This is a genomic window from Sediminivirga luteola (assembly GCF_014639315.1).
In the GTDB taxonomy this organism is placed as follows: domain Bacteria; phylum Actinomycetota; class Actinomycetes; order Actinomycetales; family Brevibacteriaceae; genus Sediminivirga; species Sediminivirga luteola.
Map to the genome: position 1 here is coordinate 104563 of NZ_BMFY01000003.1, position 14714 is coordinate 119276.

11 protein-coding genes and 1 tRNA gene are annotated in these 14714 nt (G+C 68.4%); 9 read left to right on the forward strand and 3 right to left on the reverse strand.

Going from position 1 to position 14714, the window contains the following annotated elements:
• Window positions 1-27: 27 nt before the first annotated feature.
• From IEW13_RS03925 to IEW13_RS17800, 3 genes are all read left to right on the forward strand, one after another.
• Complete coding sequence (locus IEW13_RS03925) at window positions 28-675, forward strand: sigma-70 family RNA polymerase sigma factor (RefSeq protein WP_188549843.1); 648 nt, start codon at window positions 28-30, stop codon at window positions 673-675.
• Window positions 672-959, forward strand: a complete 288-nt coding sequence (rsrA, locus tag IEW13_RS03930) for a mycothiol system anti-sigma-R factor (protein ID WP_188549636.1) — start codon at window positions 672-674, stop codon at window positions 957-959. The genes IEW13_RS03925 and rsrA overlap by 4 nt, the downstream gene beginning before the upstream one ends.
• Window positions 960-1054: 95 nt before the next feature.
• Window positions 1055-1129, forward strand: coding sequence for a 50S ribosomal protein bL37 (locus tag IEW13_RS17800; protein WP_145493031.1), 75 nt, complete (start codon window positions 1055-1057; stop codon window positions 1127-1129).
• A 90-nt stretch (window positions 1130-1219) separates the two neighbouring features.
• Here IEW13_RS17800 and IEW13_RS03935 read toward each other — a convergent pair whose 3' ends face one another.
• Together IEW13_RS03935 and IEW13_RS03940 are read right to left on the reverse strand one after the other, a co-directional pair.
• Window positions 1220-1819 (reverse strand): GDSL-type esterase/lipase family protein, encoded by a 600-nt coding sequence (locus IEW13_RS03935; RefSeq protein WP_188549637.1) that lies wholly within the window; start codon window positions 1817-1819, stop codon window positions 1220-1222.
• Window positions 1820-1822: 3 nt separating this feature from the next.
• Window positions 1823-5611 (reverse strand): multifunctional oxoglutarate decarboxylase/oxoglutarate dehydrogenase thiamine pyrophosphate-binding subunit/dihydrolipoyllysine-residue succinyltransferase subunit, encoded by a 3789-nt coding sequence (locus tag IEW13_RS03940; RefSeq protein WP_373283541.1) that lies wholly within the window; start codon window positions 5609-5611, stop codon window positions 1823-1825.
• A 223-nt stretch (window positions 5612-5834) separates the two neighbouring features.
• On the opposite strand from IEW13_RS03940, the gene guaB1 reads away from it, so the two are divergent.
• The 3 genes from guaB1 to IEW13_RS03955 all read left to right on the forward strand — a co-directional run bounded on the left by guaB1 (window position 5835) and on the right by IEW13_RS03955 (window position 9855).
• On the forward strand, window positions 5835-7304 hold the full coding sequence (gene guaB1 / locus IEW13_RS03945) for a GMP reductase (RefSeq protein ID WP_188549639.1): 1470 nt from the start codon (window positions 5835-5837) through the stop codon (window positions 7302-7304).
• A 197-nt stretch (window positions 7305-7501) separates the two neighbouring features.
• Window positions 7502-8815: a hemolysin family protein gene (locus IEW13_RS03950; RefSeq protein ID WP_188549640.1), complete on the forward strand. Its 1314-nt coding sequence runs from the start codon at window positions 7502-7504 to the stop codon at window positions 8813-8815.
• Complete coding sequence (locus tag IEW13_RS03955; protein ID WP_229744919.1) at window positions 8812-9855, forward strand: hemolysin family protein; 1044 nt, start codon at window positions 8812-8814, stop codon at window positions 9853-9855. The genes IEW13_RS03950 and IEW13_RS03955 overlap by 4 nt, the downstream gene beginning before the upstream one ends.
• 187 nt (window positions 9856-10042) lie before the next feature.
• Here IEW13_RS03955 and IEW13_RS03960 read toward each other — a convergent pair whose 3' ends face one another.
• Window positions 10043-11560 carry an alanine/glycine:cation symporter family protein gene (locus IEW13_RS03960; RefSeq protein WP_188549641.1) on the reverse strand — a complete coding sequence of 506 codons (1518 nt, stop codon included), beginning with the start codon at window positions 11558-11560 and terminating at the stop codon, window positions 10043-10045.
• A 622-nt stretch (window positions 11561-12182) separates the two neighbouring features.
• Here IEW13_RS03960 and IEW13_RS03965 point away from each other — a divergent pair.
• From IEW13_RS03965 to IEW13_RS03975, 3 genes are all read left to right on the forward strand, one after another.
• On the forward strand, window positions 12183-13139 hold the full coding sequence (locus IEW13_RS03965) for a M15 family metallopeptidase (protein WP_229744920.1): 957 nt from the start codon (window positions 12183-12185) through the stop codon (window positions 13137-13139).
• Between the two features lie 82 nt (window positions 13140-13221).
• Window positions 13222-13294 (forward strand) — tRNA-Arg (locus IEW13_RS03970).
• A gap of 368 nt (window positions 13295-13662) precedes the next feature.
• The gene (locus tag IEW13_RS03975; RefSeq protein ID WP_188549642.1) at window positions 13663-14706 is read left to right on the forward strand and encodes an NAD(P)-dependent alcohol dehydrogenase; all 1044 of its coding nucleotides are present in this window, start codon (window positions 13663-13665) and stop codon (window positions 14704-14706) included.
• The last annotated feature ends 8 nt before the right edge of the window (window positions 14707-14714 follow it).

Genomic DNA, 14714 nt, shown 5'->3' on the forward strand with positions numbered 1-14714 from the left:
GAGGACCGCGGCGTAGAATGGGAGTCGATGACGAAGATCTCAGCTCCCGATCCCGCCGAGGTCGGCCCGGAGACGGAAACCCAGGAGCAGCGCACCGCCCGGTTCGAGCGGGATGCCCTGGAATACGTCAACCAGCTGTACGCGGCGGCGCTACGCATGACGCGCAACTCCGCCGACGCCGAGGACCTGGTCCAGGAGGCGTACGCGAAGGCCTTCGCGGCGTTCCACCAGTACACCCCGGGAACCAACCTGAAGGCCTGGCTGTATCGCATCTTGACGAACACCTTCATCAACAGCTACCGCAAGAAGCAGCGGCAGCCGAAGGAGTCCGGTGCCGAGCAGATCGAGGACTGGCAGATCGCCAGGGCGGATTCGCACAGTTCGTCCGGTGGCCGCTCCGCCGAACTCGAAGCGCTCGATCATCTGCCGGACTCGGATGTGATCAACGCGCTGCACGCGCTTCCCGAGGACTTCCGCATGGTGGTCTACTACGCCGATGTGGAGGGATTCCCGTACAAGGAGATCTCCGAGATCATGGACACGCCCATCGGCACCGTCATGTCGCGGCTGCATCGCGGCCGCCGGCAGCTGCGGGAGATGCTCGCCGACTACGCGAAGGAGCGTGGCATCGGCGTGGGCTCCGGCGCGCCGGGGCGAAAGGAGAAGGGAGCATGAACGGCAAGCCCGAGGAATGCTGCGAAGAGGTCCGGCGCGAGCATCTCGTGCGGATCTATCACTACCTGGACGGCGAGGTGACGCAGACGGAGATCACTGAGATCGAGACGCATCTGCGCCACTGCAGTGCTTGCGGCTTCGAATACGAGGTCGAGTCGATGCTCAAGGAACTCGTCCGCCGTTGCTGCCTGGGCGACGCCCCGGCCCCGGAGGGACTGCGGGAGCGGATCCGCTCCAGGATCCTGGTCTCCGTCGAGGACCCCCAGGGTTCTCCCCGTCGCTGAGAGCCGTCACCGGCCGGTGGCCGTGCCGCATGCAACTGGCACAGCCTGCGCCTTTCTGGAAGACTGGACTGGTTGTATGAGCGAAGGAGGCCATCATGAGCAAACGCGGACGCAAGCGCCGTGATCGCAGGAAGAAGGGCGCCAACCACGGGAAGCGCCCCAACGCCTGAGCACAGCGCATAAGGTTCGAGGCCGGTGACAGTCGATGTCACCGGCCTCGTTGTATTCCCGGGTGTTGTTGTCCGGGGAAGGCGGAGCGCTCAGACCTGTTCCGGCAGCCCGAGCCAGGAATGCCAGCCCCGGTGCAGGACCAGCCAGGCGAGCAGGCCGTACCCCTCCTGGCCCGGCACGCCCGGTGTGCCGGTGCGTACATCCCGCAGCCACGCCTCGTGACGCTGCAGCGGCCGGAACGCATCGACGTAGGGAACGCCCCGGCGGGTGGCGACGTCCGCGAAGCCCGATGAGAGCGTGCCGATCTGCTCGTTGAGCACATCGTCGCCCACCGGCGCAGGACCGACCACGAAGGTGGAGATCTCCAGTGCCAGGGCCTCGTCGAGCACGTTGGCGAGGTTCAGCCGTGACCGCGCCAGGCTCGCCTGGGTGCGGACGTCCCCGGCGCCGGGCGCCAGGACGAGGAGGTTCCTGCGTTCCGGGTCGAGCCGGCGCTGGACCTCCGGCATGCACCGTTTGGCCAGCTGCTGGCTGGTCTCACCGGGCACCGCAAGCGTGAGGAAACGCGCCTCGGGCAGGAGCGGCAAGGTGCGGGCCTGCACCCTGCCGGTCCAGCCCAGCGCACGTGGATCGCCTTCGCCGGCGACGAGCTCGTCGCCGGCGATGACGATGGTGGCAGGCTGCGTCATCGCTTAGAACAGCTTGCCGATGAGCTGCTCCTGCTCAATGTCGTGCACCCGCTTCATTCCGGTGGCGGGGGACGCCGAAGCCGGCCGCGCGATGACGGAGATCTCCCGGCCGCCGATCAGCGGCGGCAGGCTCAGTGCCATGAACGGCCAGGCGCCCTGGTTCTCCGGTTCCTCCTGGGCCCAGAAGAACTCCACGTCCGGGCCGTATTCGCCCAGCGCCTGCTCGATCGACTCCTCGTGCAGCGGGTAGAGCTGCTCGAAGCGCACGATCGCGGTGGTCTCGTCGCCAGCCTTGGTGCGGGCCGCCAGCAGCTCCCAGTAGAGCTTTCCGGTCACCATCACGACGCGCTTGGCCTTGCCTGCCGGCACCTCCGGGTCGCCGATGACCGGCTGGAAGGTGCCGGTGGTGAAGTCCTCCACCGCCGAGGCGGCCGCCCGCAGCCGCAGCATCGACTTCGGCGTGAACTCGATCAGCGGGCGGCGGGGGCGGGCGTAGGCCTGGCGGCGCAGCAGATGGAAGTGCGATGCCGGGGTGGTCGGGTAGGCGACCGTCATGTTGTCCTCGGCGCACAGCTGCAGGTAACGCTCGATCCGCGCCGAGGAGTGGTCCGGGCCCTGACCCTCGAAGCCGTGCGGCAGCAGCAGTACCACGGAGGAGTTCTGCTGCCACTTCTGCTCGGAGGAGGAGATGAACTCGTCGATGATGGTCTGGGCGCCCTGGGCGAAGTCGCCGAACTGGGCCTCCCAGAGCACGAGAGCCTCGGGACGCTCCACCGAGTAGCCGTATTCGAAGCCCATGGCCGCGTACTCGCTCAGCAGCGAGTCGTAGACCCAGAACTTGGCCTGGTCCTCGCTGAGGTTCTCCAGCGGGGTCCATTCCTCGGCGGTCTTGTTGTCGATCAGCACCGAGTGCCGCTGGACGAAGGTGCCGCGGCGGCTGTCCTGGCCGGCGAGCCGGACCGGGACGCCCTCCATCAGCAGCGAGCCGAAGGCCAGGAGTTCTCCGAAGCCCCAGTCGATGCCGCCCTCGCGGGACATCTGCTCGCGCTTCTCCAGCAGGGACTTGAGCTTCTTGTGCACCGTGAAGCCCTCGGGCACCTCGGTGTAGGCCCGGCCGATCCGCTCCACGACCTTGGCGTCCACCGCGGTGGTGATCTCGCCGGGCTGCCAGTTGCCCTGATCGTCGCGCTGGGCGTAGGGCCGGTCCAGGCCCGCGACGGGGGACTCGTCCTCCGTCTGGACCCGGGACGGGTTCGAGTCGTGCGTCTCGGCGAAGGCGGACTCCAGTTTCGACTGGTAGTCCTTCAGCGCCTCCTGCGCCTCTTCCTCAGTCAGGTGGCCGCGGCCGATGAGGGAGGAGGTGTAGAGCTTGCGGACGCTGCCCTTCTTCTCGATCAGGCTGTACATGCGCGGCTGCGTCATCGAGGGATCGTCGCCCTCGTTGTGGCCGCGGCGGCGGTAGCAGACCAGGTCGATGACGATGTCCCGGGCGAACTCCTGGCGGTAGGCGAAGGCCAGCCGCGCTGCCCGGATCACCGCTTCGGGGTCGTCGCCGTTGACGTGCAGCACCGGCGCGTTGATGATCTTCGCCGCGTCCGTGCAGTAGAACGACGAACGCGAGGAACTGGGCGGGGTGGTGAAGCCGACCTGGTTGTTGATCACCACGTGGATGGTGCCGCCGGTGCGGTAGCCGCGCAGCTCAGAGAGGTTGAGCGTCTCGGCCACCACGCCCTGACCGGCGAAGGCGGCGTCACCGTGCACCAGCACCGGCAGCACCGGATAGAAGGAGCTGCCCTGGTCGAGGCGGTCCTGCTTGGCGCGGGTGATGCCTTCCAGGACGGGGTTGACCGTCTCGAGGTGACTGGGGTTGGCCGCGACGTACACCTTGGTGGAGTTGCCGTGCCGGGAGGTGAACGACCCCTCGGTGCCGAGGTGGTACTTCACATCGCCGGAGCCCTGCACCGACTCGCGGGACTGGGCGCCCTCGAACTCGCGGAAGATCTGCGCGTAGCTCTTCCCGGCCAGGTTCGCCAGGACGTTCAGCCGGCCGCGGTGGGCCATGCCGATGGTGACCTCGTCGATCTGGGAGTCGGCCGCCAGGGTGAGGACCTCGTCGAGCATGACGATGGTCGACTCGCCGCCTTCCAGGCTGAACCGCTTCTGGCCGACGTACTTGGTCTGCAGGAAGGTCTCAAAGGCCTCCGCCGCGTTGAGCCGGCGCAGCACGTGGCCCTGCTCCTCGCGGGTGAGGTCCACGTGCGGGCGCTCCAGGCGCTCCTGGAACCAGCGGCGCTGCACCGGGTCGGAGATGTGCATGTACTCGATGCCGGTGGTGCGGCAGTACGAGTCCCGCAGCACTCCCAGGATGTCCCGCAGGGGCATCATCGGCCGGCCAGAGAAACCGCCGGTGGGGAACTCGCGATCGAGATCCCACAGCGTCAGGCCGTGCGACTGCACGTCCAGGTCCGGATGCTTCAGCTGCCGGTACTCCAGCGGATCCGTATTGGCCATCAGGTGGCCGCGGGTGCGGTAGGCGTCGATCAGTTCCTGGACGCGCGCGGTCTTGTTGACGTCGTCCTGATCGTCGGCGTGGATGTCCGGCACCCAGCGCACCGGTTCGTACGGCAGCCGGAGGGACTCGAAGACCTCGTCGTAGAAGCCGTCCTCGCCCAGCAGCAGGTTGTGCACGAGCTTGAGGAACTCACCGGAGCCGGCGCCCTGAATGACGCGGTGGTCGTAGGTGGAGGTGAGGGTCAGCACCTTCGAGACGGCCAGCTTGGTGATCGTCTCCTGGCTGGCGCCCTGGAACTCGGCCGGATAGTCGAGCGCTCCGACGCCGATGATGCAGCCCTGGCCCTTGGTCAGGCGGGGGACCGAGTGCACGGTGCCGATGCCGCCCGGGTTGGTCAGGGAGACCGTCGTGCCGGCGAAGTCGTCGGCGGTGAGCTTGCCGGCCCGCGCCTTCTTCACCAGTGCCTCGTACTCGCGCACGAAGCCGCGGAAGTCGAGTTCCTCGGCGCGCTTGATGTTGGGCACCAGCAGCGAGCGGGTGCCGTCCTTCTTGGGGATATCGATGGCCAGCCCGAAGTTCACATGCGCCGGGCGGACCATGAACGGCTTGCCGTCCTTGACCTCGTAGTAGACGTTCTGCGAGGGGAACTTCGCCAGCGCGCGGATCATCGCGAAGCCGATGAGGTGGGTGAACGAGACCTTGCCGCCGAGGGTGCGGCGCAGGTGCGAGTTGATCACGATCCGGTTGTCGATGAGTGCCTTGGCCGGCAGCGAGCGCACGCTGGTGGCGGTGGGCACTTCGAGGCTGGCGTCCATGTTCTGGGCGATCAGCTTGGCGGGGCCGCGCAGCGGGACGTACTCGTCCTTGGGTCCGTCCTCGGCGGCGTTGTTCGGCGTGCTCCGGGGGGCGGGATTGTTCTCCGCGGGGGTGGGCTGGGTCGCCTTCGACTCGGCCTTCGCGGTCTCACCGCTGTGCTCGCCCTGCTGGGCGTCCTTCTTCGCCTCGGATCCGGCGGTGCGGGGCTTCGCGGGCTCCTTCGCCTTCGCGGGCTCCTCCGTCTTCTCCGTCTTCGCAGGCTTGGCGGGCTTGGCCGTTGACGGCCGGGCCTCGGAGCCGTTCCGCTGGTCGCCGTTGCTGCCCGGCTGGTAGTTCTCGAAAAACTCCCACCAGGAGGAGTCGACGAGGTTCTTGTCCTTCTTGTACTGCTCGTAGAGCTCCTCCACGAACCACTCATTAGATCCGAAATCTTCAGCAGCGGTCGGAGATGTCTGCTCGGACACGGCGGGGATCGCCCTCTTCCATTGATATCGATATGCGCATGGTGGACGGGGTGGATTCCTCATCTCCACCCCCAGGCTTCTGGTATCAAGACTATGACATCTGCGGGACGGATCATAAGGCAACGCCGCGCCGGTCTCGGCGGATCGGCACGAGGACGGCGCGGCACCGGCGTGCGCCAGGACGCGCGGGAACGAGGCCACGCGGGAGTGAGACAATGGGAGCATGCGTTTCATCTCCTCCTCCGAGTCCGCCGCAGCCACCCAGGACCTGACCTACTCCGATGTCTTCCTCGTGCCGTCCCGCTCGGGGGTGTCATCCCGTTTCGACGTGGATCTCTCCCCTCAGGACGGCACCGGTGGCAGCCTGCCCATCGTGGTGGCGAACATGACGGCCGTCTCCGGTCGCCGCATGTCCGAGACGGTGGCACGCCGCGGCGCGATCGCGGTGCTTCCGCAGGACATCCCGATGGACGCCGCGGCCGCCTCGATCCGCTGGGTGAAGGAACGGCACACCGTGTTCGAGACGCCGGTGCGGCTGGGGCCCGATGACACCGTCGGGCAGGCGCTCGGCCTGATCGGCAAGCGCGCTCACGGCGCCGCGGTCGTGGTGGACGAGGATCGCACGGTACTCGGCGTGGTCTCCGCGCGTGATCTGGAGGGCGCGGACCGTTTCACCGCGGTCGGCTCGCGGATGAACGCCCGCCCCCTGGTGCTGGACACCGACCAGATCGGGGAGCAGCCGGATCAGGAGGGGCTGCGCCGCGCCTTCGACTTCCTCGCCGAGCATCACATCACCTACGCCCCGGTGGTGACCGGGGGCAGGCTGCGGGGTGCTCTCACCCGTGCCGGGGCGGTCCGTTCGGGGATCTACCGTCCCAACGCCGACGCCCAGGGCCGGCTGCGCATCGCGGCCGCAGTCGGGGTCAACGGCGCGGCCGCTGAGCGGGCCTCGCAACTCGTGGCCGCAGGCGCCGATGTGATCGTGGTCGATACGGCGCACGGGCACCAGGAGAAGATGCTCGACGTGCTGCGCCAGGTGCGCGCACGCGACCTCGGCGTACCGCTGGTCGCCGGCAACGTCGTCACCGCCGCCGGCGTGGAGGACCTCGTCGAGGCGGGCGCCGACATCGTGAAGGTCGGCGTGGGTCCCGGGGCCATGTGCACCACCAGGATGATGACCGCGGTGGGCCGTCCGCAGTTCTCCGCCGTGCTCGAATGCGCCCGGGCCGCCCGGGCACTCGGCAAGCACGTCTGGGCCGACGGCGGTGTGCGCTATCCGCGGGACGTCGCGCTCGCGCTGGCCGCCGGGGGTGCGCAGGTGATGATCGGAAGCTGGTTCGCCGGCACGCACGAGAGCCCCGGCGAGCTGCTGCACGACAGCGAGGGACGTCCCTACAAGGAGAGCTTCGGCATGGCCTCGGCCAGGGCGGTGGCGGCCCGGACAGCAGGGGAGTCGCCGTTCGAGCAGGCGCGCAAGGCGCTCTACGAGGAGGGCATCTCCTCCTCGCGGATGCTGATCGATCCCGCCCGCCCGGGGGTGGAGGATCTGCTGGACCAGATCACCGCGGGCGTGCGGTCGTCCTGCACCTACGCCGGTGCCGCGGACCTGGCTGCCTTCGAGGAGCGGGCCGTCGTGGGCATCCAGTCCCAGGCCGGTTACGAGGAGGGGCGCCCGCTGCACGGCACCTGGTGAGCGGGCCGCGGCGGCGTCGTGCGCCATGGCGCCGCCATGCGGTAGCATCACCGCATGGAAAGTGACAGTTCCGGCCGGCTAGATGCCGGCGCCCCCGATTCCCCTTCCTCTCATCCCACTCACCCAGCTCCGCGAGCCAGGGAGCCGCGTCTGCGGCTGGCTCCGGGTGGATCCCATCGAGAACGAGCAGCCCGCTGATGGAGTGGCTCCTTCTCGGTCTGGCTTTTCTGCTCATCCTCGGCACCGGCATGTTCGTCGCCGCCGAGTTCTCCCTCCTGGCGCTGGACAAGCACACGGTGGCGGAGTCCCAGGCCCGCGGCGAGCGGGGCTCCGGCATCGTCGCCAACGGCATGCGGCACCTGTCCACCCAGCTGTCCACCGCGCAGGTGGGCATCACCGTGACCACCCTGCTGACCGGCTACCTGATGGAGCCCTCACTGGGCTCCCTGCTGCAGGGACCGCTGGCGGCGCTCGGCGTGCCCGAAGCCGCCGTCGGCACGATCAGCCTGACGCTGGCGATGCTGGCCGCCACTGCCATGTCGATGGTGTTCGGCGAACTGGTCCCCAAGAACCTCGCCATCTCGGTGCCGCTGCCCACCGGCCGTTTCGCGGTGCCCTTCCAGACGGCCGTCATGATCGCCCTGCGGCCGGTGATCGCGGTGCTGAACGGCACCGCGAACCGCGCGCTGCGCGCAATGGGCATCGAGCCGCAGGAGGAGGGCTCCTCGGGCCGCTCGCCGGAGGAGCTGACCGCCCTGGTGCGGCACTCGGCCCGTTCGGGCACCCTGGACGTCCACACGGCCGACCTGCTGGCCCATACTCTGGCGTTCTCCACGCGCACGGCCGAGGACGTCATGACACCGCGCACCCGGATGTCGACCGTGCCCCGGGACGCCACGGCCAGGGAGATCCTGGACCTGGCCCGGCAGACGGGGTATTCCCGGTTCCCGGTGACGGGTGATGGCCGGGACGATCTGGTCGGCGTCGTGCATATGAAGCAGGCACTCGCCGTTCCGCTGGAGAACCGCGACGACGCCTACGCGGCGGGCCTGATGAGCCCGGCCATCCGCGTGCCGGAGACGCTGCCGCTCGATCCGCTCCTGATGGAGCTTCGCGGGCAGGGCCTGCAGATGGCGGTCGTCGTCGACGAATTCGGCGGCACCGCCGGCATGGTCACCCTCGAAGACGTCGTGGAGGAACTCGTCGGCGAGGTGGCCGACGAGCACGACCGGATGCGCATCACCGTGCGCCCTGCCCGCGACGGCTCGTGGCTGGTGCCGGGCCTGATGCGCCCGGACGAGGTCAACGGCGTCATCCCCGCGCAGATCGCGGAGGATCCGGGGTATGAGACGGTCGGCGGTTTCGTGATGACCGCGCTCGGCCGGATCCCCGAGGTGGGGGACACGGTCGAGATCACCGGCGGCGTCCTCCGGGTGGAGCGCATGCAGCGGCGGCGGGTGGACCGGGTGCGGTTCATCCCGGCGTCTCTGCTGACGGAGGAGGCCTCGTGAGCGACTGGATGGGACTCGTCTGGCTGGTCGTCCTGCTGGCGGGCAACGCCTACTTCGTGGGCGCGGAGTTCGCCGTGGTGGCGGCCAAGCGCTCCCAGATCGAACCACGGGTGGACGCCGGCTCCAAGGCGGCCAAGACCACCCTGTACGCCATGGAGCACGTCTCGGAGATGCTCGCCATCTGCCAGCTGGGCATCACCGTGTGCTCCCTGCTGCTGGGCAACATCGCCGAGCCGGCCATCCACCACCTGCTGGAGGGGCCCCTGGAGTTCCTGGGCGTCCCGGCGGCGCTGTCCGGCGTGATCGGGTTCGTCATCGCGCTGTCGGTGGTGACCTATCTGCACGTCGTGGTGGGAGAAATGATCCCGAAGAACATCTCCCTGGCGGTCTCGGACCGGGCCGCTCTGCTGCTGGCGCCGCCTCTGGTGGCCCTCTCACGGGTGTTCGCCTTCGTGATCGTCCCGCTCAACGGCCTGGCGAACCTGGTGCTGCGGCTGATGCGAGTGGAGCCCAAGGACGAGGTGAACGCGGCCTACACGGTTGAGGAGGTGCAGTCGATCGTCGCCGAGTCCAAGCGCGAGGGCAAGCTCAGCGACGAGGTCGGCCTGCTCTCCGGGGCGCTGGAGTTCTCGGACAAGACCGCGCGGGACGTCATGGTGCCGCGGGACGAACTCGTGACCGTCCCGGCCGGTTCCACCCCGAAGGATCTGGAGCGGCTGGTCGGCAAGCGCGGCTTCAGCCGGTACCTGCTCTCGGACGCCGACGGTGACCTGGTCGCCTATGTCCATCTGAAGGACGTCCTCTACGCGGACAACCCCGAGGACTACTACGCCCCGATCCCGGAGAAGCGGTACCGCTCGCTCGTGAACATCGACGAGAACGAGGAGATCGAGGAGGCTCTGGCGGAGATGCAGCGTCAGGGCAATCATCTCGGCCGGGTGCTCAGCCGCACGGGCGAGTTGAAGGGCGTGCTGTTCCTGGAGGACGTGCTGGAGGAACTGGTCGGCGAAGTGCGCGACGCCATGCAGCGCCGCGCCTAGCGCCGCGGGCCCGTACCGGCCGCTCCGATGCAGGAAGCCGGCCACCAGAATCCTTGGTGGCCGGCTTCCTGCATGGACCCGGTGCCCCGCGCGGACGGGGACGCCGGCTGGTCCTGCCTGAGCACTTCACGATGGCAGCGCGGTGCCCCGCGCGGACGGGGACGCCGGTAGCGCAGCCGCAGCGCTGTCAGCGGTGCTGTTCCGGCTCCTCGCCGCGGGCCAGCTTGTCCGCTCGTTCCTCCCAGAACCCGGCGTTCTTGATGCCCAGCGTGCGGGGATCGAACTGCGGGTCCTTACCCGCCTTGAGCTGGGCGCGGTAGTCGTTGAGCGCCTTGAAGGCCGGCTGCTGGATGACCAGGATGCCCACGATGTTCAGCCAGGCCATGATGCCCACGCCGATGTCGCCGATCGCCCAGGCGCGCCCTTCGGCACCCATCGCCCCGTAGAAGACGATGATCAGGATGGCCACCTGCAGAGCCGCCAGCACGCCGCGCTGGACGGTAGGGCTGCTGACCCCGCGCATCGCGTAGGTCAGGTTGGTCTCCGCCATGTAGTAGTAATAGACCAGCGTGGAGAACGCGAAGAAGGTCAGCGCGATTGCCACGAAGGCCGGCCCGGCTCCAGAGAACACGGTGCTCAACGCGAACTGGGTGTACTCGGCTCCGGGTTCGACGCCCTCGGGCAGGTTGGTGGCCTGGGAGATGACGTCATCGCCGTCGAAGACCTGGAACATTCCGGTGGAGAGCACCAGGAACGCGGTGGCCGAGCAGACCAGCAGGGTGTCGATGTAGACCGCGAAGGCCTGGACCACGCCCTGCTTTGCCGGGTGTGAGACCTCGGTGGCGGCCGCGGCGTGCGGGCCGGTTCCCTGCCCGGCCTCGTTGGAGTAGATGCCGCGGCGCACGCCCTGGTCGATGGCCGCGCCGAGGATGCCGCCGAAGACGGCGTGGGCGCCGAAGGCCGATTCGAAGATCAGTCCCAGCATCGCCGGGATGGCGGAGGCGTTGGCCAGCAGCACGATCAGCGCGATGAGGATGTAGCCGACGGCCATGAACGGCACCACCACGGAGGTGAAGTGCGCGATGCGCTTGACGCCGCCGATGATGATCACGCCGAGGACGAGGGCCAGCACGACGCCGATCATCCAGCGGTCCAGCACCGGGAAGGCGGAGGTGAGCGCCCCGGACATGGTGTCGGTCTGGATGCCCGGCAGGAAGATGCCCAGGGCGACGACCGAGACGACGGCGAAGATCCAGGCGTAGACCTTCATCGGCGTTGCCGCGCGGGTGTGACGGTAGGCCTTCTCGAAGTAGAAGGCCGGGCCGCCGCGGTACTCGCCGGTGCGGGGGTCGCGTTCCTTGAAGATCTGGCCGAGGGTGGACTCCACGAATGACGTCGCCGCACCCAGCAGCGCCACGACCCACATCCAGAAGACGGCGCCGGGGCCGCCGGAGGCGATCGCGACGGCGACGCCGGCGATGTTGCCCGCGCCCACGCGGCCGGACAGCGACATGGTCAGCGCCTGAAAGGAGGAGATGCCGTCCTTCGAACTGCCGCCCTCGCGCAGGTTCCTGATCATATTGGGGATCTGGCTGAACTGCACCAGCTTTGCCCTGATGGTGAAGAACAGGCCTGCCAGGAGGCAGAGCCAGACCAGCCCTGGGCTCCAGACGACGCTGTCCGCCCATTCCAGTATTGCGTCCATTGAGTTCTCTCCTGTGGGGATGCTCACCGTGTGGGGTACGCCCTGTGGGGCGCATCACGTTGAAACCGCGAACTGCACCTTAGCAGGCTTCGGGGCAGGTGAGAGACATGCTGCGCGAGCCGCGTCCTGGTAGCAGGTACGGCTGCCGGATCAGCGCGGTTGCGGGACCGGCTGCGCCGGACCGGCATGGGGCGGCCGCGGTGCGCGAGTCCCGCCGCCGGACCCTTCCGCTGCGATGCCCGGTACGGCTCGCCGCCGTATCCGGTGCCGTTCGGGTTAGACTGAGCCAGCCAGGCGGCACGAGGGCCGGTGTGACGCGGCCCGGTGCGTTGTCTGCGAGGCCGGTCGGGCACATCGAGTGCGAGCAGCGCCTGCCACGGGCCCATGTCAACATCGCCGTTGCAGTTTCGTGATCGTCCCGTGACTGCCACGCGCCGAAGCGTGACTCAGGTCACTGATATGGCCGCTCTTTCCGGGGTGAAGGTCTCGAAACGTGCATGATCCCGCGATCTGTATTACGATCTTGTGACATAGCGCTTCCCCGCCCACCGGTCCCGCGTACGCACTCCTGGGTGTTCCGCGGCCGGTTGCCCAGTGCCCAGATGGATTTTGGAGTCTTATTGTGAGTTCGCAGCTGGATGCGAGTGCGCCGATGACCCGGCGCGAGCGCCGCGCACTCGAGGAAGCTGCCAAGCGGGAGGATGTTCGTCCCGCGTTCCGGAAGGCTACTGCACCCGCTGGTCGCGAGGACGGCGGGAATGAGGGAGAGCCGCCCTCTCTCGCGCCGGTGCCGGCGATCGAGCTGCGGCCCCGGGGATCGGCCCGCAAAGCGCTCAAGCCGCGCCAGCCCGGGCGTTTCGCCGCCGTGGGCGCCGTGGCCGGCGTCGGGGCGGCCGGAGTCGCCCTGGCAGCCGTCCTGATGACCGGTGGCACCCAGCCCGAGCCCGTCCCGGCCGAGGCGAAGGCCGCTCCGGAGCTGAATCCGCTTCAGCCCGCGGCGGTCGGTGGCCAGGGCTCCGAGGGCGACGCCGTCTCCGGCGGCGACCCCGAGGCTGGCGGCGAGCGGATGTCCTCCTTCGCCGGAGGCGTCCCGGACGTCTCCGAGCGCGATCAGGGTGATGCGGCGTCGCGCTCCATCACCCGCACGGTCCTTCCCGGCTGCGACGGCGAGCGCCCGCAGGGCGAGGTGCAGAATGGCCAGCTGCCGGAGGAATGGTTGTGCGAGATCGGCATCGACGGTCATAAGCTCCGTGCGGATGCCGCGGTGGCATTCGCGAAGATGAACGCCGCCTACAAGGCGGACACCGGCAAAGACCTGATCGTCACGGACAGCTATCGCTCCCTGGAGGGGCAGATCTCCGTGGCCGCCCGCAAGCCCGGCTTCGCGGCCCGCCCCGGCACCTCTCAGCACGGCTGGGGCCTGGCCATCGACTTCGGCGGCGGCATGTCCTCGGGAACCGGCCAGCAGTATGAGTGGCTGGTGGCCAACGGCGAGCGGTTCGGCTGGGAGAACCCGGACTGGGCCGCGAGGAACAACTACGAACTCTGGCACTGGGAGTACTTCCCGGGCCGGGACTGACAGCGGCCGGCGCGCCTCCGGCGAGCGGTCTGGGCGCGGTCTTTTCGTGCTAGACTAGCTCAGGCTGCTACGCCGCAGCCCCGCCCCCTTAGCTCAGTGGATAGAGCGTCTGCCTCCGGAGCAGAAGGCCGCAGGTTCGAATCCTGCAGGGGGCACTCATGTGAAGTGTCAGGACATCGTTTCCCAGGTGCCCTGGCACTTTTCTTTTGTCTGGCGCAGGGCTCTGTGTCGGGGACCGCGGGTTATAGGAACAAATGTGTGTACAGGAGGGCGATGGATCGTTGATCTGACACCGATGTAGAGGGTTACACATGCTTTGAAAGCATGTGGAGTGACTCCTGCTTCGAATCAGCCGGCATGTGGTGTATGCGGCACCAAGCTGGTGCGCAACGGTAACCCGGGACCGCAACAGCAGACCGCGCTGCCGGGAGCGCTTCCCGGTGAGGGGTACTGACAGGGTCTCCCTCGGCCGGCCTCGCGGTGGTGAAGTGGAGCAGTACCTTCTCGCGAGCAAGGAGAATCCATGCCTGCTGTTACAGCACTTACCGCACCCTCCGCCCACGCGCCGCTCACCCGGGGCACCGTGTACCGCCGCGATCCGGGCCCGCACGATGTGCAGATCGAGATCCGCTGGGCCGGGATCTGCCACTCCGACATCCACACCGTCCGCGGCGACTGGGGGCCGGTGCCCTACCCGCTGACCGTCGGGCACGAGATCGCCGGCGTCGTCTCCGCCATCGGCGACCAGGTCACTGCCTATGCGGTGGGGGACCGGGTCGGCGTGGGCTGCATGGTCGGCTCCTGCCGGGAATGCGAGAACTGCCGCAACGGCTTCGAGCAGCACTGCCGGAACGGGATGCTGGACACCTACAACGGCAAGCTCCCGGACGGCGCCGTCACGCAGGGCGGTTACTCCCGCTCGATCGTGGTCGATGAGAACTACGTCCTGCGCATCCCGGAGAACCTGCCGTTCGAGAAGACCGCCCCGCTGCTGTGCGCCGGGATCACCACCTACTCCCCGCTGCGGCAGTGGGGCGCCGGCCCGGGCAAGCGGGTCGCCATCGTCGGTATGGGCGGCCTGGGGCACATGGGCGTGAAGCTCGCCCATGCCATGGGTGCCGAGGTCACGGTGCTCTCCCAGACCCTGAGCAAGAAGGAGGACGGGTTGCGGTTGGGAGCGGACCACTACCATGCCACCGGCGACCCGCAGACCTTCGCCGCGCTGCGGGACGCCTTCGACATCATCCTCAACACCGTCAGCGTCCCCATCGACCACAACGAGTACCTGCGGCTGCTGCGCTTCGACGGGGTCATGGTCAGTGTGGGAGTGCCGCCCGAGCCGGCCAGCCTGGATAGCATGACGCTGTTCGACAACCGGCGGATCTACACCGGCTCCAAGATCGGCGGAATAGAGGCGACCCAGGAGATGCTGGACTTCTGCGGGGAGCACGGCATCGTCCCCGAGGTGGAGATCATCGGCGCCGACGAGGTCACTCGGGCCTGGGAGAATGTCCTGGCCTCCAAGGTCCGGTACCGCTACGTGATCGACATCTCCACCCTCAGCTGAGACGGAGG

Bases quoted from the DNA above. Each gene is read 5' to 3' on its own strand.
- guaB1 (WP_188549639.1), top strand. From the start codon at position 5,835: ATGCGTTTCATCTCCTCCTCCGAGTCCGCCGCAGCCACCCAGGACCTG.
- rsrA (WP_188549636.1), top strand. From the start codon at position 672: ATGAACGGCAAGCCCGAGGAATGCTGCGAAGAGGTCCGGCGCGAGCAT.
- IEW13_RS03925 (WP_188549843.1), top strand. From the start codon at position 28: ATGACGAAGATCTCAGCTCCCGATCCCGCCGAGGTCGGCCCGGAGACG.
- IEW13_RS03960 (WP_188549641.1), bottom strand. From the start codon at position 11,560: ATGGACGCAATACTGGAATGGGCGGACAGCGTCGTCTGGAGCCCAGGG.
- IEW13_RS03935 (WP_188549637.1), bottom strand. From the start codon at position 1,819: ATGACGCAGCCTGCCACCATCGTCATCGCCGGCGACGAGCTCGTCGCC.
- IEW13_RS03950 (WP_188549640.1), top strand. From the start codon at position 7,502: ATGGAGTGGCTCCTTCTCGGTCTGGCTTTTCTGCTCATCCTCGGCACC.
- IEW13_RS03975 (WP_188549642.1), top strand. From the start codon at position 13,663: ATGCCTGCTGTTACAGCACTTACCGCACCCTCCGCCCACGCGCCGCTC.